The organism is Peribacillus simplex NBRC 15720 = DSM 1321 (assembly GCF_002243645.1).
Classification (GTDB): domain Bacteria; phylum Bacillota; class Bacilli; order Bacillales; family DSM-1321; genus Peribacillus; species Peribacillus simplex.
The window spans coordinates 2673589-2693134 of the sequence record NZ_CP017704.1 but is presented as its reverse complement, the minus strand read 5'-3'; the positions used below and the strand labels follow the sequence as shown (position 1 = coordinate 2693134).

Below are 19546 nucleotides of genomic sequence, written 5' to 3'. Positions count from 1 at the left end.
CCGTTTTTACCCTTCTCTCCGTCTCTTTAATAAAATCAGCGCAAATGCAGGTGCCCCGATAAGTGAGGTGATCACCCCGATCGGCAGTTCCGATGGGGCAATGATCGTTCGTGCCACAAAATCCGCCAATATTAAGAATCCGCTTCCTATCAACAATGACAACGGAAGTAAATGTTTATGGTCAGGCCCCCAAATCTTTCGGACAAAATGAGGAATGACCAATCCTACAAAGCCAATCGCCCCCGAAACGGCAACGGCTGCCCCTGTCAATGTCGAACCGGCTATCAAGATCCACATTTTCCGCCGCTTAACATTCACACCTAAGTGTTTTGCCCGGTCTTCCCCGAAAGTCATCGCATTCAATTCACTTGTATTCATGATCAAGATCAATGAACCAATGATAAAAAACGGCAAAATGATTGCAATGTAATTCCATCCGCGCATTGAAACGCTTCCCATCAGCCAGCCGATGATTTGTCTTAATTCATCACCCGTCAGCGCAATCATCAATGAAATGAAGGCACTTAAAAACGAGCTAAAAATGATCCCCGTTAAAATGATCGTTTCCACTTTCATCGATCGATCCATTTTTTTTGCAAACGTCAGTACACAAAGCATCGTGAGCACTGAGCATAAGATGCTCAGTGCCGGAAGAGTATATAAACCGATGAACGGCAGTGAAATATTCAAGAATATTGTCAATACGGCGCCGACCGATGCTCCTGATGAAATACCCAATGTGTAAGGATCAGCGAGCGGGTTCCGGAGCAGTCCCTGAAAAGCCGCACCCGCAATCGCAAGTGATGCCCCGACCAAACCCGCAAGCAACACACGCGGCAAGCGGATGTTCATCACGATATTCGTAAGCATAACATCCGGATCAGCAGAAATCGGCAAATGGAAAATCTCCTTGCCGATTATTTGCATAAGTACGGGAACCGGTACTGGCACCGAACCAAAGGAAATGCCTATCGTCATTGCGAATAACAAAATTAACAACGCAATCAAATAAGCAAACGCCCATTTAGTTGTCAAATTGGTTCGGATAGACTGATTTGGCAAGTTCCTCTACTCCCTCTATTAAACGTGGACCGGAACGGGTCACCAAGTCTGAATGGACATCAAAGACTTGGTCATTCTTAACAGCATTTACGTCTTGCCATCCTTTTCGGGCCGTCACTTCACTTACTGAATCTTTCGTATAATAACCATACGTTGTAATGATGACATCCGGATTTGCAGCAATCATCGACTCTTCATCAATTTTTGCCCAACCGTCCAATTCAGCAGCAGCATTATCCGCTGAAATAATATTAAGCATTTCATTCATGAACGTATTTTTTCCAGGTGTGTATATTTCCGGTGAAGGCGAAACTTCCACTAAAACGGTCTTCCTATCCTCTTCCTTTACGGATTTGGCTTTTTCCTGAATATCCTTGAGCTTCGTTTTCATATCCGCAACGATTTCTTTTGCCTTATCATGTTCTCCCGTTGCCTGTCCAATCATTTCAATAGACTCATAGACTTGGTCAAAGCTTTGTGCATCATTGACTACGAGGACATCTATTCCAGCATCCTTAAGCTGCTGTAAACCCTCATTTGAATTATGGGCACTTGATGCATGCGCAAGAACAAGGTCAGGTTTCATGGAGACAATCAGCTCCGTGTTCATTTCCATTCCGCCAACTTTTTCAATTTCTTTCGTTTCTTCCGGGTAATTATCATTGTCGGAAACACCAATGACCTTTTTACCCAAACCAAGTGCAAAGACCACTTCCGTATTACTTGGTATCAACGAAACGATTTTCTTCGGCTTTTGTTCTATCGTTATTTTTTCCCCTGTTGCATCTTTAATCGTAATCGGGAAAGCCTTGTGTTGAGCATGATTCGTTTGCTGTTTTTCTTTTCCTTCATCAGTAGCGTCACTGCAGCCAACCATCATGCCTGCAGTAAGCAACATCAACAGTATCAGACCAAAAATTTTCTTCATTTTCATTCCCCACAATCTTTTCATTTAATTTCTTCCCACCTAATAAAGAAAACGCAATCCCGGAAGATGCCCCCAAAACAAAAAGCACCTCCCGTTAAACGGAAGATGCTTGCATGGCAACAATATCATTACGGACTCTTGGGTCTGCCACACACCTTCCCATCCGCGTAGGTTACAGGTGTACGAATTCTGGCAGGTCTCCTGGCTCATGGTCATCGTCAACGGCACCTTCCCATATCTCATACAGTGGTACACAGCCGTCAGCTCCCATATACAGTGGCGGGACCGCGCTGGCATTTCACCAACTTCCCTTTTAAGTCATTAAGACACCAAATCGTTCATATGTATATAATTTTCACTGCCTTCATTATACACCATGTAAGAATCGATTATTATATGATTTTTCTGAACAAGTACGAAATGAGCCGTCCACCTTCAATGATTTGAAGCATTTTCAATCAGTGAAGCAAACCCCTCGACTGATAACCCAGGTGAAATCCGAACTCGATGCAGGGCATGCATCCCTTGGTCCCTTAAAGCCCCCCCAGGTTCAGTAGTGACTGCCATCTTGTATCCAGCTTCTTCTGACAGCCTGAGACTCTCTTCGTTATACCGGCCAACCGGATAGGAAAGCACTGTCGTGTCCTGGTCGAGGATACGGTCGAATAGCTCCTTCGACTGAACCATTTCCGCTTCTTGCTGCTTTGCCGTCATGCGGTTCAGCTCCAAATGGTTGATAGTATGACTTTCGATTGAAATCCCATTCCTGCTCATCTCCACCATTTGATTTTCAGTCAGGTGATGACCTTTATCAATGGACTTCCCGATCATGAAAACAGTTGCTTTCATATCATTTTCTTTTAATATCGGGAAAGCCTCCGTGTAGTTATCTGTATAGCCATCATCAAAAGTAAGCCAGACGCACTTCTCACTTGGCAGCCAATTCTCGGTTAAAACGAGGAATGCTTCTTCAGGGGATAATGTATAGTAACCATTCTCCCGAAGCCAAGCCATTTGTAATTGAAATTCCTCTCTTGGAACCCGAAGGCCATTACCTTCTGAAATGCTGTGATACATCAATATTGGAAGCTCGACCGCGGACTCGGCCGTTATCCAGTCCTCCGTATCGATTTGCTCCTCCAAATCCTGCCCGGTCATATTTTCAGCTGCTTCGACCACTTCAATGTCATCTTCTGCAATCGGCGCAGCCGTCTTTGTGCCTATACCCTCTAAAATCCCTTGTGAACATCCAGGTAGAATCAAAATCCCCAGCAATGCCACCATCCATAAAACTTTATATTTTCCCACTATCATTCTCCTGTTTTTTTCTAGTATAATAGTACCAGAAAACAAATGAATAATAAAGTATTCCATTTAATGAAAAAAAGGGAAATATGAGAGCTTAGTGACCCGCTAAGCATTTATGAGGATTTTTTTTTCATAAGTATAAGCTATTAGCTTGAAAAGTTTGCCTATAAGAAATATAATAAATAAGTCGTCGACTTTTATATATGTCCCAGTAGCTCAGCAGGATAGAGCGACAGCCTCCTAAGCTGTAGGTCGTAGGTTCGATTCCTATCTGGGACGCTAAAGTTTATAAACCCTGTTATAATGCGGTTCTTCCGTGTTATAGCAGGGTTTTTTCTGTTGGTATGACCGTTAAAGCCATAAATTATATGTAGGATAAAAGCACATCTGTATGTAGGAAACAGTGATATTCCATTTCACTATTACTTTTCTATGTCTGGAGGTGCTTTTTTTTTATGAAAAAACACGTTATTAAACAGCGTGGAACATCGTTAAAGGAACGGAAATTGCCAGTAAGACTACGGAAAGTTTCACGATTGAATACACACTGCAAGAAGCCTTAGATATTTTTCTCCGTGCAAAAGTTGCTGAAGGTGTCCGAAAGCGAACATTAAGAGAATATGTACGGCACATTAGGTATTTAACGGAATACTTATCTGTTTATCATCCGTCTTTTATTTACGTTAGTGATCTATCACCTTCTTTCAATAAGCGAATATATCACTTTTTCAAAAAATAAGAAGGCTTATGCAGGCGTTGAACAGCGTGAGAAAACTAATCAAGTTTTTATTTATTACGTCGATACACATCTGCAGATAAATAATGGGTTTTTGGTTATGATACTGCCTTTTTTAAAAATAAATGTTTTAACCTGTCCCATCCGGGTATACAAATACTGTAAGACATTCTCACCAAAGGAGATGATGTGCATGATGAGTACAATCAGAAGCCAATGGAACAAAGAGAATGACGCAGCGGTGTTTAGTCCCGGTGATCAGCGTTAGAGTCAATTGAAGAGTTAGATGATAATCAAGAAGGGAATTACTAGTCTTCTCATCCAAAGGAGGAGGATACTGATCATGAGTATTTACAGCCTATGGAATCCAGAGAATGATGAAGCAATTTTCAGTCCGGGTGATCAGCAGCCATTCAGTATGCTCATACGAGTAGATTCGGATAAACACACACACACTGACAAAACACTTGAATATGAATTACATGGCACCGTACTGAATGAGGTTTAACAGAAGATATATGGAAAGGGATGGAGCGAGCGCTCCATCCCTTTCTGCCGTCATTTTCTTTTATATGAATTTCGCCACTTCATCAAGCGGCCACCTTGTTGTCTGGAAAGATAGGCCTGCCGACAAGAAAAATTGCCCACACCTGCTCCTTGCAAATAAGCCCATAAAAAAGAGCCCTTTCACCATCGAGCTAAAGGTGAAGGACTCTTTTCTTTTATTTATCGAATTTCAGTTTGGCCAAGGCATCGGCCAATGCAGTATTGATCGGCTCTTCTTTATTTTGCTTTTTCATATAATTGGAGACTTCATTTTTGGATACTTTTTGATTTTTATTTTGCCCTCTTCGTTTATTGTAAGAAGAAAGTTTTTCGTGAAAACCGCATTTACAGGTGAATGTCTGTGCTTCTCCTTGACCGCGCATTTCCATCTTTTTGTGACATTGTGGGCATCTGGCATTTGTTACACGTGAAACACCTTTTTTGTGGCCACATTCACGATCTTGGCAGACAAGCATTTTTCCCTTTTTACTATTCACTTCAAGCATCAGCTTGCCACAATCAGGACATTTCGTACCTGACACGTTATCATGCTTGAATTTTTGGTCACTATTTTTGATTTCATGGACGATATTTTTGGCGTAAGCGCGCATATCGCCGATGAAAGCCTGTTTTGGCAGCTTTCCTATTGCAATCGCGGTTAACTTTTGCTCCCATTGAGCTGTCAAAGCTGGAGATCGCAAGTCTTCAGGTGCCAATTGAAGAAGTTGTTTTCCTTTCGAGGTAACGTGAAGGCCCTTTCCCCTCTTCTCGATCAGGAAGCTATTGAACAGTTTTTCAATAACGTCAGCACGCGTTGCAACAGTACCGATCCCGCCAGTTTCACCCAGAGTTTTGATGAGCTCTTTGCTTTCCCCTGCCATGAAGCGAGCGGGATTCTCCATTGCCGAAAGAAGCGACCCTTCATTGAATGGTTCCGGCGGTTTCGTTTCACCTTCTGTTTGTTTCACAGCCGAAATAGTTAAACTGTCACCTTTTTGAACATTCGGAAGCAGTTGCTCAGCAAGGCCATCTTTAGCTTCTTCCTCATCGAATTGGTGATCATAGACTTCCTTCCATCCTGATTTCAGGACGACCTTCCCTTTTGCCATGAACGTCTCCTGCCCCATTTTTGCGGTGATGGTCGTTTGTTCATATTCAAAAGGTGGCATTAATACAGCAAGGAACCTTTTAACGACCAAATCATAGATTTTCGATTCTTTGTCGCTCAGTTTTCCCGGCAGCGGCGTTTGCTCAGTGGGGATGATTGCATGGTGATCAGTGACCTTGCTATCATCCACGAACGATTTATTTGCCTTAATCGGGCTGCGCAGGATTCTCGAAGCATACTGGGCATATGGTTTAATGCTGACAGCCTGTAATCTTTCTTTTAGCGTATCAACCAAATCCGTTGATAAAAAGCGTGAATCCGTCCTTGGGTAAGTCAAGACTTTATGGCTTTCATATAAACGCTGCATGATTGATAACGTCTCTTTCGCCGAATAGCCGAATTTCTTATTGGCGTCCCGTTGAAGTTCCGTTAAATCATATAAAGAAGGAGCAAAACTTTTCTTATGAGCTTTGTTCACTTCCACCACTTCTGCCTTTTTCCCCTTCACTGCCGCAAGAACCTTCTCGGCCTTGGTTTTATCAAATGTACGGATATCTTTTGATTGGGCATCTTGCCAGATTAGGCGCAAATTGGATTCTGCCGTTGCCGAAACCCCATAATATTTCTTAGGCTGGAATTGTTTTATTTCTTCTTCTTTTTTTGCAATCATCGCGAGTGTCGGCGTTTGGACGCGGCCGCAGGATAACTGGGCATTGTGCTTCGTAGTTAGAGCCCTTGTCGCGTTCATCCCAACGATCCAGTCCGCTTCTGCCCTTGCAACAGCAGAGGCAAATAGGTTTTCATACTCCTTGCCATCCTTCAGCTTTTTAAATCCATCTTTGATCGCTTTATCCGTTACAGAGGAAATCCAAAGCCGTTTAATCGGCTTCTTTACATTCGCTTTTTCGAGAATCCAGCGTGCAACGAGCTCCCCTTCGCGGCCTGCATCTGTTGCAATAATGACATCCTTGACATCATTGCGGTTCAATTGTGTTTTAACCGATTGGAACTGTTTGCCTGATTGCTTGATCACGACCAATTTCAAAGTAGTCGGCAACATGGGCAGGTCCTCAAGGCGCCAAGTTTTATATTTTTCATCATAAGATTCCGGATCTGCATGGGTGACCAAATGACCTAGTGCCCAAGTGACGATATACTGTTCGCCTTCAAAAAAGCCATTACCCTTTTTCCCGCAATTCAGGACTTTTGCTATATCTCTGCCGACCGAAGGTTTCTCGGCCAGTACGACTGTTTTACTCATAATAACATCCTTTCGCTTTTAAACTGGTTCCTCTATTATCTCATATAATTTATGACAGGGCGATAATGCACAGCATGGCATTAGATCCATTGGTTCACATTAAAGGATTTCCCTTCGAGGGGCTCCCCGTACCCACATATATGTAAATTAATAGATTAGATAGCAATCCCGTGCAGTTTTTAGTATGATGAAACGTAGGGATTTTTTCAAATTAATTGGGAGGTTCAATATAAATGAGCTTACTTTCTATAGATAAATTAGCACACAGCTTTGGCGACCGTACCTTATTCAAGGATGTTTCCTTCCGCCTGATGGCCGGCGAACATGTTGGTCTGGTCGGGGCAAATGGTGTCGGGAAATCAACGATGATGAATATCATTACAGGGCAACTTATCCATGATGATGGCCGGGTGGAATGGACACCTGGTGTCGAATATGGCTATCTTGATCAACATACGATACTTTCAAAAGGTAAATCGATTCGCGACGTCTTAAGGGATGCATACTTACCTTTATTCGAGCAGGAAAAAGCACTGAATGAAGTAACAGAGAAAATGGGGACGGCCACTCCAGAAGAACTTGAAGAACTCTTGGAACAAATGGGTGAGATTCAGGACAAGCTGGAAGCCGGCGGTTTTTACAATCTGGATATTAAAATTGAAGAAGCGGCACGCGGTTTAGGGTTGGATGCAATCGGTTTGGACCGTGATGTCTCTGCCCTAAGCGGTGGACAACGGACAAAGGTTTTACTAGCCAAGTTACTTTTGGAACAGCCTGAAGTACTGCTCCTTGATGAACCGACGAACTACTTGGATGTAGAGCATATCCGCTGGCTGAGCAGCTACTTAAAGGAATATCCTAATGCATTCTTATTAATTTCGCATGACACTGAGTTCATGAACGGCGTCGTCGATGTCATTTTCCATCTTGAATTTTCAAAACTGACCCGTTACACGGCAACTTATGAAAAATTCCTTGAGCTCGCTGAATTAAATAAAAACCAACATATTAACGCATATGAAAAACAGCGCGAATTCATTAAAAAGCAGGAAGATTTCATTGCAAAAAATAAAGCCCGCTACTCAACGACCGGTCGCGCAAAGAGCCGTCAAAAGCAATTGAATCGCATGGAACGTATAGATCGTCCAGAAACTGCAATGAAACCTACATTCGACTTTAAAGAATCACGTGCGAGCAGCCGTTATGTCTTTGAAGGTGAAGATTTGGAAATCGGATATGACCGCCCATTGCTTCCGAAGTTGTCCATGACCATCGAACGGGGAGAAAAAATTGCCGTGGTCGGCTGTAATGGAGTTGGTAAATCCACTCTTTTAAAAACGATTTTAGGTAAAATTGATCCTCTAGGCGGCAAAAGATCACTTGGCGATTTCCTTTTTTCTTCTTATTTTGAACAGGAAGTGAAAGCAGGCAATACGACGCCGATAGATGAAGTATGGAATGCATTTCCGCATCTGGACCAACCCCAGGTACGTGCCATTCTTGCCCGTGTCGGTTTGAAAAACGAGCACATTACACGTCCGATGAGCCATTTAAGCGGTGGTGAACAATCAAAAGTACGCCTGTGTAAACTTATGCTTACCGAAAGCAATTGGCTGTTATTCGATGAGCCGACAAACCATTTGGATGTCGTTGCAAAAGAAGAACTAAAACGTGCATTGAAAGAGTATAAAGGAACGATTGTCCTCGTATGCCATGAACCTGATTTCTATGAAGATTGGGTTACCAAAGTATGGGATGTTGAGGAATGGTCGATCAATAATTAACTTGGTCTATTTAGAGGGTGCCCGCTTGAGACGGGGCACCTTCTTTTTATGTCAAAAAAGACTGAAATGGTTATAAAATCCCCCTTTCAGTCAGCATCACTTTTTATTATTTTATTTGTTCAAGTTTTGTTTCGCCAATTCGGATCCTAGAAACTTCGCTAATTCAAGCATGCCATATTGGCCTGCTGCTTCCTCAGCGTCACTGTTATAATTCGTATTGGTATTAATGTCATACGTGTAGATTTCACCATCGCTGTTACGAATGAATTCAATTCCTGCAATCGAAATTTCATTCGCTTTTAAAAACGCTTCATATTTTTCAATAATCGGATCATGAAAATCTTGCACAATTTGAAATTTTGGTTTTTCTTCTACCTCTTCACCGATCGGGCAGAACAAGTCACCAATTTGGCATGCATCTGCCGGACAAAGCTCGAAACCTTCGGATGTATCAACCTCTACCGCATAAATAAACTTGCCACCCACGAATTCACAACGGGTGATGAATGGCTCCGGCGCTTTTATGTATTCCTGAATTAATGTAATCCCATCAACTGGCTCATCGAATTCTGGACCTTCCACATAATGTTTCAATGCTTCTACTGAGTGAAATAATTGAACACCGAGTCCTTTACCTGCACGGTTATGTTTCGTGATAAACGAAGCGACATTTAATTTCTCTGCTGCCTTCATGATATTTTCCTTACCTACAGCTGCGATCGTTTTCGGAGTCTTAATTCCAGCCTTTGTCAGTGCCGTATATTGATTGACTTTGCTGACCTCCAAACGAAGCGCTCGTGACCCATTGAAGACTGTACGATTATGCTGTTCAAGCCACGCTAGCACAGATTCTGTCATTTCAGGCGCAAATCGGTGCCCACGAGTATGTGAGCTTGCACTCATACGGCTATAAAAAACGCCCTCTGGCGGTTCCTCTGTTAAATCCACCACACCCTGATCAAGATGCCATTCTTCATAGGGAAGTTCTAACTCATTCATTCTTTTGGTTAAATGGGCAGTCCATTCCTCATTTTCATGAATGATATAAATTTTACTCATAAAAGGTTCCTCCTGATTGTTTAAAATTTTATGTTTTTATCTGAGGCATAGAGACATCCTTTTTATATGCATAACACTTTTGACTGCATCCTTAAACTCGTTCCGCCACCAAGGTATATGTTTTCGGAAGCCCAATATCATGGATTTTATGATTCGGTTCTTCCTCGAGTACTTTAATAACAAGCCCTGATTGACCTATTGACGTTATAAGTTCCCCGATTGTCCATTTACGCTGTACAACTCTTGAAAGGCTCCCTTTTTCCTCATCAGGCATATGCTTTGAAAAAGCGACCTCATTGTTTTCGATTGCCGGAGCGAAATAGTTACCTGTGATTTTATGTTTTTTACCATTTGAAGTAATGAGTTTTGTTGAAATCGGGTGAAATTCATGCAGTATGAATCGGCCTCCAGGTTTCAGCATCTTTTTGATTTTTTCAAATAACGGCTGCAGATCTATTAAGTAGTGAAGCACACCGAGCTCCATTAATACCAAATCCTGATCCCCTGATTCATGCTCGGATGATAGTGAAAGGACATCCGAAACGATATACTCGATGGAGACATTTGCCCCACTGGCCAGCTCATTTGCAAACATGGCGTTTTCCTGGGAAAAATCAACAACTTTCACTTCAGCTCCCAATATGGCGAGGGCAACTGCTTTAACACCGTTCGATCCCATCAAATGAGTAATTTTTTCACCGGATATATCTCCCATATATTTATAAAAAGGGTGCAGTCTCCATTTTGGATTTTGCTTGATTTTTGATGCCAATTCCACGGGATTTCCATAACGATTGACAAGCGCTAAATAATTGTTCTGGTTCCACGCCTGTTCATTTTCCGCTGTGAACCCCTGCTGCTCGGCAGATAAATAAGCATGAATCTCGATACTGTACTTTCTCATTTCTTCGTCATATAAATAACTGTATAACGACCTGCACCAAACCTCCATATCCCCCATCTTTATAGGCAAACGATAAGGGTCGGTTTTAATAGTCGTGTTAAACCGGCAATGAACAGTGGCAGAAACCCCCTCGACATCCATTAGAAAGAAAGCAGTCTCAGGACTTCTTTCAGGCTTTGTTGGGGAGTATTCAGAAAAAAGATTTAAAGCCTCATTAAAGACATCCCATTGTACATCAATATCGATGTTCTTATACTGATCAATATCCACTCCTTGCACGAACAGAGCAGATCGACCTGTATATTGGTATGGAATATTAGCTTGATCCAACATGTTCGCCATTAATGTGATTGAATGATAATAACTTGCCTTCATATGAACCTCCTAAACATCAAAAGAACATGACAATTATTCTTCTATAGCAAATTTCAAACCGGTACTCGTAATGGCAATCAGCTCTTCATCATGGCGGTCTATGCCATAAACGAGTAATGTAACAAGCATAAATATGGCTCTGAACCGGGCTAAGCTCTCTGTTTCCTTTTCGATTTGACCATAGATTTCATAAAAGCCTCGGCGCGCCTCTTTTGGGAAATAACTGTATAAAAAGGAGAAATCAATGGCTGGATTCCCGACATGAACATCTCCCCAATCAATGATACCTGCAAGGACGCCTTCGTCATCAAGTAAAACATTCCGGATATGAATGTCTCCGTGAACGAGTGAAATCGGATGCTGAACATCCAATTCTCCTAGCTCTTCAACAAAATCCTTAACCGCATACGCCTGTTCAAAGTATCCTAGCTTTAATAGATTTGAGACATTTTCCATTAGCAATTTCTTTCGATAGGATACATCAAGCCTCATCATCCCATCAGGCTGTACACCTAAACGCATAGCCCTTTCCACAGGGAAACTGTGAAGGACTTTCAAAAAATGGGCAAACCTTTTTGCCGATTCGACCTTATTTGCCAAAGATCCTTCTACAGGCAAGTATCCCATTACCATTTTATAACCGGTAAAAGGATAAGGATACAGGGTACTTGGTTTCCCAAAAAAGATCGGTTCAGGGATATCAAGTGGCAAAGTGCCTGCAATGGATGGCAAAAGCTGATTTTCCACCTGAATCAACGTAACTGCAATAGGGCGGCGGGGGAAACGGAATACAAATTCCCCATTGATCTGTATGACCGTGTTATCGAAACCCTCCCCAAGTTGCTTGATCTCTTTCAACTCAATTTCCGGAAACTGCAGCATGATCAATTTCCCTGCGAGCTCCAGCGAAACTGGATATTCTGCCAACCAAGGCTTTTCCACTCCCGTCGCCCCCTTTTACCGGTTTCTCCCTCTATTGGGGCTACTGCCAGATCCACCCCTGCGATTACTTGGACCTTGTGTACTAGTAGATCTACGGCTATCTCTTTGATCTCCTCGTGGATTATCACGCTTTGGTCCACGGCTATCTTCCGAGCTGCCACCCCGCGGATTCTCTCGCCTTGGTCCGCGGCCGTTTTCCGAACGGCCTCCCCGTGAATCCTCACGTATAGGTCCACGACCGTTTTCCGAACGGCTTCCCCGTGAATCCTCACGTTTGGGTCCGCGGCTGTTTTCCATCCGGCCTCCCCGTGGTTTCTCCCTCTCGACTTCACGATTGTCAGCTTGATTTACAGAACGGTGACTGCCTCGATTCGGTCCTCTCGTATCTATCCGTTCCCGATGTTTCCTTCCCCCTCCCGAACGCGGTCGGCGGGTACCCTCATCAGAAGAGTCTTCATAACGCTTCCTTTTTTGCCTCACCTCATCAGGTTGGAACATTTTCACTCCTTCAATCGTCCTTCTTTCGATTTTCATGGAGATCCCTTTTTCAATATCGCTTAAAAGCTGAAGATCCTTCGTTGCTATAAAGGTTACAGCCAAGCCATTCTCACCCGCTCGGCCCGTCCGGCCAATTCGGTGGATGTAACTTTCTGCATCCTCGGGGACATCATAATTAAACACATGGGTCACGCCTTCTACATCGAGCCCTCGTGCTGCCACGTCCGTTGCCACTAAATATTGAAGCTTTGCGTCTCTGAAGTTTTTCATGACACGCTCCCGCTTTGCCTGTGAAAGGTCACCGTGAAGTTCTTCAGAATTGAATCCAGCTGCCTTCAGGGCATCATTCAAAACCGAAACGCGACGTTTTGTACGGCAAAATATAATCGCAAGGTATGGCTGTTCTTCTTTGATCATGTTAATTAGTGAAGACTGTTTGGCACGATCGGTCGTCTCGATGACAAGCTGCCTGATTTTCTCGACTGTTACTTGCTCAGCCTTCACAGCGGCAGTTAATGGTTTAGTCATGTAACGTTTAGCCAATTGATGCACCTGTTCAGGCATCGTCGCTGAAAAGAGCAACGTTTGGCGCTCCTCTGGAAGCTGTCCCATGATCTCTTCCACTTCTGGTAAAAATCCAATATGAAGCATTTGATCAGCTTCATCAAGCACGAGTGTTTGAGTTTGTGATAGATCGATGGTGCCTCTTCGTAAATGATCTAATAACCTGCCTGGCGTGGCGACCACCACGGAAATGTTTCTTGTCAGCTTTTTCATTTGCTGCTCGACATCCTGTCCTCCATAAACTGCAAGCACTTGAAGTCCTTCGATTTCATTAGCGAATTTTTTCAATTCAGCAGTGATTTGCAAAGCCAATTCTCTAGTTGGCGTGACGATCAGTGATTGTATGTGGGATGCGGCGGGATCGACTTTTTCAAGGATTGGCAGCAAAAATGCCAAAGTCTTCCCCGTTCCCGTCTGCGCCTTCGCGATGACATCCCTTCCAGCAAGGATATCTGGTATCGATTTCTCCTGAATTGGGGTAGGGGCGGATATTCCTATTTGCTTTAATATCATGTTAATCGCCGGGCTGACGCCAAGGTCGATGAATTCTGTCATGTATGGGCCTACTTTCTGAATTTCTTCATTTAATTGACTGGTAAATCCACTTTAATGGTAACAGCTTCCTTCACTTTATGTCATTTTCCTTAGTCTAAGCTATTTGTTAGTATATCATTATCTATTTTCGAGAAAACCTGTACCTTAAAATTTTTCATCCTATTGTACTTTAGTTATTTTTCTAATATAATTTATTAGATTTATTATCCATATATCGAGCTACTTACTTGAAAAAGGGTAAGCATCTCCTCCTTGTAGATTTTTACAAGGATTTTTTGTATATAAAAAAGGAGTGACCGCATGTTTAAATTAAAAGAACGGAATTCAAGTATTAAGACGGAAGTACTTGCGGGGCTTACAACCTTTTTAACACTGGCTTATATCATCGTTGTAAACCCCATGATCCTTTCTGATGCCGGTGTTCCATTCGACCAGGCATTTACAGCAACCATAATCGCAATAATAATCGGTACCCTATGCATGGCCTTTTTAGCCAATTACCCAATTGTCATAGCACCGGCAATGGGATTGAATGCTTATTTTGCATACTCGGTACTGGGAACCCATGATATTTCATACACAGTTGCCTTCTCTGCAGTCTTTGTTACCGGTATTATCTTTATCCTTTTATCCCTTACCTCTTTCCGCTCAAAATTGATCGAGGCCATCCCAAATAACTTGAAGCATGCAATCAGTGCCGGAATCGGACTTTTCATCACCTTCATCGGACTTCGTTTGTCGGGTGTCGTAACACAGCATGAATCCAACCTGGTTACCCTTGGAAGTTTCAGGGATCCCAGTGTGGCACTTACATTGGTTGGTTTGGTCATAACGATCGTGCTGATCGTTCGCAATGTGCAAGGAGCGATATTCATCGGAATGATCGTGACTGCCATAATCGGTTTCTTTACAGGACAATTGGAAATTAACGGTCTAGTTTCCACCCCTTCATTACCTGAAGGGATAATAGTCGCCAATCCAATCACATCTATCGCCGATGTCATTAACTACGGGCTTTATGGCGTCGTCTTCTCCATTTTGCTTGTGATGCTTTTCGATACAACCGGTGCTTTATTAGGCATTGTCCGTCAGGCAGGATTGCTGAAGGATAATAAGCTTGAAAAATCCGGCAGTGCCTTCTTTGCAGATTCCATAGGCACTACTGTTGGCGCCATGTTCGGTACAAGCCCAACCGCTGCTTCAGTTGAATCATCAGCTGGTGTAGGAGCGGGTGGCAAGACAGGTTTAACCGCGTTGGTAGTGGCCATCCTTTTCTTAATAACCGCCTTCTTCAGCCCACTGATAGGTGCTGTCTCAAATGTAGCGGCAATCACGGCACCTAGCTTGATCATCGTCGGAAGTATGATGATTAAAAGCATTAATGAAATTGACTGGACACACTTTGATGAATCATTCCCAGCCTTTTTGGTCATTGTCGCCATGCCGTTAACATCAAGCATCGCCAACGGGATAGCACTCGGATTCATCGCCTATCCCATTTTAAAAATGGCAAGAGGCAAATTCCGTGAAGTTCATCCGTTCGTGTACATGTTTGCCGTTCTATTTCTTTATCAACTTATTTTCCTAGCTTGATCATCTCATAAAGGGCACCATGGGAAAATAAAAAGGAGTGTTCAATTCATGTTAATTGAACACTCCTTTATTTTGTTTACGTGCAATTATTTTATAACGCCATCCATCTGCTTACCTTTAATCACACTTGGTACTCCAACTGCCGTGCAATTATCGGGAACGGATGTCAAAACAACTGCATTTGCCCCCACTTTCGAATTCGTGCCAATTCGGATGCCACCGTGTATTTTAGCGCCATTTCCTATATACGCATAATCACAAACGATAGGTGCTTTTTTACTTTCTTTATTTTGTCCGAGCGATACTTGATGCATAATCGTAACATGATCCCCTATTTTGCAATATGGGTTGATAAGAACGCCTTTAGCTCCATGAGGCAGACGTAAATCCTTTCCAATTTGACATTGCCCGGGAAACTCGCAATTCAGGAAAAGTCTTATGATTAACAAATCTACCATGCGGTACATAATCCATAATACCTGTTTTAAGATTGGAATGTTCACTTTATAGTAAATTATATTGCCTATCCGGTAAACAAACATGACGATTATTCCATGGATTCCGCCCAGTCTCCCCCAGTTTTTAATAAATGCCAATTTATTGAACCATTTAAATAAACCCATGATATGCCTCCTAAGAACATTATTTTAATTTATCGAACAGTGATCGCAGCTTTTCCTCTTCATTCTCCCAATTATATTCTTGTCTATATGCGGCCTTCCCCAGTTCACCCATTTTTGCGGCTTCCTCAGGGGATTCCATCAAATGAACAGCACTTTGAACCATTTCATCCATGTTTGCTACATCGACAGACACTCCACAGCGCCATTTATCCAGTACATCTTGAATAAGAAAATCAGAAACCATAAATGGAATGCCAGCAGCCATATATTCAAAACACTTTGTTGTTTTACCACCCATGAAATTAGGATCAGGAACTAAAAATGCCATGCCTGCATGTGCTTTCTGGATTGATTCGAATGCTTTATCAAAGGCCATTACACCCTCTAGACTGATATAATCTTCTAAGCCGTTGTCAAGGATGAATGTTTTCAATTTTTCGATGTATACTTCACGGCCCGTTCCAATGATCCTCATGTGAAATTTTTTCTTTAATTCTACTAATCTTAATGCGAGAAGCAGCATGGTTTCCCCGCCACGTATATCAGAGATGCTTCCTAGGTAGATAAAGGTGAAAACATCTTCTTTTTCTTTACTTTCTTTCATTAAAGGAATTTTCGGGTAATTATAAACATCCATTGTTGGACAAGTTAAGAATCGATAGTCATCTTTATACGTCATTTCAGCAAACACGACCCCGTTGCATGTCCTTAGCAATTGTCTCTCCAAATAACGATACATACTCAATGCAATTTTGGGGATTTTTTTTCTCATAAGGACTTTTGGTACATTTTCATGCATGTCATAAACAATAACTGGATGATAACGGGGAATCCTTCTTATGATGTTCATTAAAATCAGCAGCTCCGGATCATGAAACTGAATCACACCAGGTTTATCTTTCTTAATTTTCCGGTAAAGAGCAATCCAATTTAACATACGCCCTTTTCTGGATCGCTTAGCCAACAGTTCAACTTCTATATTGGCAGGGATATTATCAGGGATCAGGTTATTTTCAATCGCTATATGCTTCACCTTGTACATTCCTGTTTCTCCAAAAGAAAAGGCTTGGCGAAAATAAATCCTTGTATCATTCCATGGGTGCACCGAACTAATATTATAAAATAACTTCATCTGTTATCTCCCTTTTGTAAATCTGACCCTAACAATAAATACATGATAACGAAAGTAAAAACCATCCCGCCTGTCACAAACGTTGTTGTAAGCGCAGTATCCGCTAAACACCATGCAGGTACAACAAACAGGATTATGCCAACACCTTGCCACTTTTCATTTTGCGTCAGGCTATCATATAGCCATAATATCGCTGCTAAGATCACAGTATAGACCAAGAATCCAATATAACCGAAATTAGCAAAAGCATCGGCGAACATATTGGCATTGGCTGCCATTTCAGGTCGGCCAAAGTACTCTGTACCGATAATGTATGGCGGACTCTTGTCATAAACAGGATCTATGAATTTTTCAAAAATACCATACGACAGCAAGGCTTTTGGATGAGTTGAAAAGAAATCTACATAATAGGTTGTCAGCAAGCCCGGTGTGATGATCATCCTTCTGGCAAACAAATTAGATAAATATGCCTGATCAAGGATAAAATCCAGAAAAATGCTGATACCTAACAGCGAGCAAAGACTTACACAAAAAAGAATGGAGAAATTCCTTCCCTTCTTCCGAAAAGCAATGAATACAATGATTAATAATCCAGTCGATAAAAGGGTGGATTTCAAGCCATTGACGGTGTACAAAAGGTATTGCAGCCCTAGTCCGATAACCACATAGATATATTTTTTTTTGCATAAACCAATGGTCACGATTAATGGATTACATACTTTTGCAAGCCACTGTATAATATAGCCTGCAAGAGGGGTTAGTTTTGTTCGAAAGGTCATTCGCTTATCATAGATATCCTCAGAATTTATAGGAGGCTTTAGACTAATTCCGCCCGAAACCTTGAAGATGTAAAGAAAAAAATTCAATAATGTTATAACGAAAATGATTTTTAATAGACCTAGATTAACATTAGGAGGGTTAACCTTCATGGCTGGCAATCTATTTACATTTCCAATGATAAGTAAACAAAAAAACAAAAGAACATTCGTATATATAAAATCAGGCTGCAGCGTAAATAAATAGTTCGGAACCCATACTACCGGTATATAGACAATAAAATACAAAATCCAGAAAACGAGTTCCGACGGCTTATCCAGTTCCTTTTTTATGAATATGGCTGGCAATATAATAAAAAACATGGAAATTGCTATCATGACTACACTTGGATGTTGTCGATATATAAACCCCATATAAGCATATTCAGGGGAAATAAAGTAAACGTAGGATATATCCAGTAACCAGACGTATATTCCTACCAGACCCAGTTGAATCAGCTTCATTTTTTTAGGTTATCCTCTCGATCTATGGAATGTATCGCCCTATAGCCAAGGAGAGCAAAAAAGTAGTAGCTGGCCCCCATACAAATGCTAAAGTATAAAATGGCTGTTTCAGCTGAACCCCCTGAAATGAAAATGACTAATACTCCAATAGATGACAGTAACAGCCTTGAAACATCCCATAAAAGCTGAGTCCGTTGTTTTTTGATCAAATACAATATTTGGGAAACTGGTATGACAATCACTTGACCTATAAACATAAATGACATCAACGTCACATATTCACCGGAAACACGCCACTCTTCACCAAAAACAAAGCTGAAGAGCCCTGGGGCGATCCAAGCAAGCAGTATCAGTGACGGTATACCTGCCATCGCTAACTTAGCAAGGATGCTTCTATATAATTTCAAAACTCTTCGAGGATCATTTGTAATGCTTTTTAACGCTTCGGCGTAGAATACTGGTGAAATACTCGCTCCCACCATCGTAATGGGCAGACCTACCGTTTTTGAGGCCATGGAAAAATAACCTGTCACTTCAGGTCCGTATAGGCGCATTAATAACAAAAATATGATTTGCATGGATAAAGAACTTAATAGTGTTGACCACGTGGAGTATTTAGCGAAATCCTCATACTTTTTAAACAAATACCCAATTCTTCTATAGTTCACTTTCGGCCAATGCATCTGCTTTAAGAAAAATCGCCAAATGTACACAAGCGTAATTCCCCGTCCAATTATATCTCCTGCAGTTAAACCCATTCCTGGTGAAAGATGATTAATGGATGTAAGCGAGAACTGGCTTATTACATTGCTAATCGATTGAAGCAGTTTAGAATGAGTTATACCTTTAAACTTATCTTCTTTCACCAACCAGTAAAGCAACATTTGGTATATACCTGCAAAAAATAGACCGCTTGAAAGCAAAAGGTCATTACTAATAGTTGTCTTAATCCCGTAAAGATGAAATAACGACAGATTAAAAAGGCTTAAAATAATATTCAGCATACAAACAACGGCAATCGTAAACATGCTAATGTACATCAAGTGAACCGTATTCTTATGGTTTTTTTCTAAAGGAATCGCCTTTTCTAAACAAAGAGATGAAAATGACATGAGAATGGCCAAAAGGGACGTATAGGTTGAAAACACACCAAAATCTTCTGGTTTATATATTCTTGTCAGTATGGGCGAACTTGCAAATAGAATAAGCTGTGCAATTGAATTACCTGTTAATAATAAAAGGATTTTATTTATAAATTCATTTTTTATTTTCATATTTTCAAACCACG

Annotated in this window: 15 protein-coding genes, 1 tRNA gene and 1 riboswitch; of the genes, 4 read left to right on the top strand and 12 right to left on the bottom strand. The window is 41.6% G+C overall.

What is annotated here, in order from left to right; genetic code table 11:
* Positions 1 to 6: 6 nt before the first annotated feature.
* From BS1321_RS12835 to BS1321_RS12825, 3 genes are all read right to left on the bottom strand, one after another.
* On the bottom strand, positions 7 to 1062 hold the full coding sequence (locus tag BS1321_RS12835; protein WP_063234225.1) for a FecCD family ABC transporter permease: 1056 nt from the start codon (positions 1060 to 1062) through the stop codon (positions 7 to 9).
* Entirely contained in the window at positions 1025 to 1990 is a 966-nt protein-coding gene (locus BS1321_RS12830; RefSeq protein ID WP_081112980.1) for an ABC transporter substrate-binding protein, read from the bottom strand. Before BS1321_RS12830 ends, BS1321_RS12835 begins: the two co-directional genes overlap by 38 nt.
* Before the next feature lie 174 nt (positions 1991 to 2164).
* Positions 2165 to 2339: riboswitch (cobalamin riboswitch) on the bottom strand.
* Between the two features lie 86 nt (positions 2340 to 2425).
* Positions 2426 to 3274 carry a polysaccharide deacetylase family protein gene (locus BS1321_RS12825; protein WP_081112981.1) on the bottom strand — a complete coding sequence of 283 codons (849 nt, stop codon included), beginning with the start codon at positions 3272 to 3274 and terminating at the stop codon, positions 2426 to 2428.
* 229 nt (positions 3275 to 3503) lie between these two features.
* Between BS1321_RS12825 and BS1321_RS12820 the strand changes: the two genes are divergently transcribed.
* Both BS1321_RS12820 and BS1321_RS27495 read left to right on the top strand, forming a co-directional pair.
* Positions 3504 to 3577 (top strand) — tRNA-Arg (locus tag BS1321_RS12820).
* Between the two features lie 800 nt (positions 3578 to 4377).
* Positions 4378 to 4542 carry a hypothetical protein gene (locus BS1321_RS27495; protein WP_155726485.1) on the top strand — a complete coding sequence of 55 codons (165 nt, stop codon included), beginning with the start codon at positions 4378 to 4380 and terminating at the stop codon, positions 4540 to 4542.
* 214 nt (positions 4543 to 4756) lie between these two features.
* Here BS1321_RS27495 and BS1321_RS12815 read toward each other — a convergent pair whose 3' ends face one another.
* Positions 4757 to 6949 carry a DNA topoisomerase III gene (locus tag BS1321_RS12815; protein WP_063234227.1) on the bottom strand — a complete coding sequence of 731 codons (2193 nt, stop codon included), beginning with the start codon at positions 6947 to 6949 and terminating at the stop codon, positions 4757 to 4759.
* A gap of 233 nt (positions 6950 to 7182) precedes the next feature.
* Between BS1321_RS12815 and BS1321_RS12810 the strand changes: the two genes are divergently transcribed.
* The gene (locus BS1321_RS12810; protein WP_063234228.1) at positions 7183 to 8733 is read left to right on the top strand and encodes an ABC-F family ATP-binding cassette domain-containing protein; all 1551 of its coding nucleotides are present in this window, start codon (positions 7183 to 7185) and stop codon (positions 8731 to 8733) included.
* Positions 8734 to 8844: 111 nt separating this feature from the next.
* Here the strand turns inward: BS1321_RS12810 and BS1321_RS12805 are convergent, their stop codons facing one another.
* The 4 genes from BS1321_RS12805 to BS1321_RS12790 all read right to left on the bottom strand — a co-directional run bounded on the left by BS1321_RS12805 (position 8845) and on the right by BS1321_RS12790 (position 13630).
* Positions 8845 to 9792 carry an ATP-grasp domain-containing protein gene (locus BS1321_RS12805; RefSeq protein ID WP_063234229.1) on the bottom strand — a complete coding sequence of 316 codons (948 nt, stop codon included), beginning with the start codon at positions 9790 to 9792 and terminating at the stop codon, positions 8845 to 8847.
* Between the two features lie 91 nt (positions 9793 to 9883).
* Positions 9884 to 11071 carry a class I SAM-dependent methyltransferase gene (locus tag BS1321_RS12800; RefSeq protein WP_232522787.1) on the bottom strand — a complete coding sequence of 396 codons (1188 nt, stop codon included), beginning with the start codon at positions 11069 to 11071 and terminating at the stop codon, positions 9884 to 9886.
* A 33-nt stretch (positions 11072 to 11104) separates the two neighbouring features.
* Positions 11105 to 12013, bottom strand: coding sequence for a phosphotransferase (locus BS1321_RS12795; RefSeq protein ID WP_063234230.1), 909 nt, complete (start codon positions 12011 to 12013; stop codon positions 11105 to 11107).
* A gap of 15 nt (positions 12014 to 12028) precedes the next feature.
* Entirely contained in the window at positions 12029 to 13630 is a 1602-nt protein-coding gene (locus BS1321_RS12790; RefSeq protein WP_063234231.1) for a DEAD/DEAH box helicase, read from the bottom strand.
* 300 nt (positions 13631 to 13930) lie between these two features.
* Between BS1321_RS12790 and BS1321_RS12785 the strand changes: the two genes are divergently transcribed.
* On the top strand, positions 13931 to 15223 hold the full coding sequence (locus BS1321_RS12785) for an NCS2 family permease (RefSeq protein ID WP_063234232.1): 1293 nt from the start codon (positions 13931 to 13933) through the stop codon (positions 15221 to 15223).
* An 86-nt stretch (positions 15224 to 15309) separates the two neighbouring features.
* Here BS1321_RS12785 and BS1321_RS12780 read toward each other — a convergent pair whose 3' ends face one another.
* From BS1321_RS12780 to BS1321_RS12765, 4 genes are read right to left on the bottom strand one after another with little or no spacing between them, the layout of a single operon-like run.
* On the bottom strand, positions 15310 to 15846 hold the full coding sequence (locus BS1321_RS12780; protein ID WP_063234233.1) for a serine O-acetyltransferase: 537 nt from the start codon (positions 15844 to 15846) through the stop codon (positions 15310 to 15312).
* 19 nt (positions 15847 to 15865) lie between these two features.
* Positions 15866 to 16978 carry a glycosyltransferase gene (locus tag BS1321_RS12775; protein ID WP_063234234.1) on the bottom strand — a complete coding sequence of 371 codons (1113 nt, stop codon included), beginning with the start codon at positions 16976 to 16978 and terminating at the stop codon, positions 15866 to 15868.
* Positions 16975 to 18258, bottom strand: a complete 1284-nt coding sequence (locus BS1321_RS12770; RefSeq protein ID WP_063234235.1) for a hypothetical protein — start codon at positions 18256 to 18258, stop codon at positions 16975 to 16977. Before BS1321_RS12770 ends, BS1321_RS12775 begins: the two co-directional genes overlap by 4 nt.
* Positions 18255 to 19532, bottom strand: a complete 1278-nt coding sequence (locus BS1321_RS12765; protein WP_063234236.1) for an oligosaccharide flippase family protein — start codon at positions 19530 to 19532, stop codon at positions 18255 to 18257. Before BS1321_RS12765 ends, BS1321_RS12770 begins: the two co-directional genes overlap by 4 nt.
* Between the last annotated feature and the right edge of the window lie 14 nt (positions 19533 to 19546).